The organism is Bradyrhizobium sp. U531, assembly GCF_051710265.1.
Lineage (GTDB): Bacteria > Pseudomonadota > Alphaproteobacteria > Rhizobiales > Xanthobacteraceae > Bradyrhizobium.
Map to the genome: position 1 here is coordinate 1 of NZ_JASVEN010000037.1, position 761 is coordinate 761.

At 50.7% G+C, this 761-nt stretch carries 1 tRNA gene; it reads right to left on the reverse strand.

Going from position 1 to position 761, the window contains the following annotated elements:
* Positions 1 to 444 precede the first annotated feature (444 nt).
* A tRNA-Leu gene (locus QRQ56_RS39190) sits at positions 445 to 526 on the reverse strand.
* Between the last annotated feature and the right edge of the window lie 235 nt (positions 527 to 761).

Consider the following 761-nt stretch of genomic DNA (forward strand, 5'->3'; position numbering starts at 1 on the left):
TGCCACAGTCTGCTGCCACAGTCTGCTGCCACAGTCTGCTGCCACAGTCTGCTGCCACAGTCTGCTGTGCCTGTAGTCATTTACGGCAGTGACGTGGAAACCGCTATTGAGAACAAGCGAAATAAATACCTGCTGCGATGGTGCAAAGAGTGGTGGATTTGTTGAAAAGCCGCTGTGTGGTATTGCCAGTCACTTTCGGTTCAATATCTGCTGCAATCTTGTACGAGAGTTGGGTGTGCGAAACGCTGCCCGAGGAAGGTTCGGTGATTGTAAAAACGTGCAGCAAACGTGTGATGCATTTCGCAGTGAGGATGGTGAGGGCAGTGGGTGTGCGCGCGATAGATGAATCAAGCGAGAGAGAAAGGTGAAAAAGGCCCGTGCAAACGCGTGAGCGAGCAGACGCCGCGCAGAAAGGCACGGAAGCTCCAGCAAGTGAAGTAGGCATGTCAGCGGTGGGATTTGAACCCACGAGTGCGAACACAGTAGAACTTGAGTCTACCCCCTTAGACCGCTCGGGCACACTGACGATAAAATACGTACTCCCGCCACAAATTTATACACTTTATATCACCAACCATTAAGGCTCATCAACCACCGTCAACTACCGTCAACAACCATCACCGGTCATCATCGAACATCACAAACATCACCTACCATCAACACATTCAAAATGTCAATACTGCATCCTCAGTAGCGCAGCTATGCTCAATAACATTCGACATACACAAAGCCGCTCAACACTAGCGCTGCTGCCTTGGCAG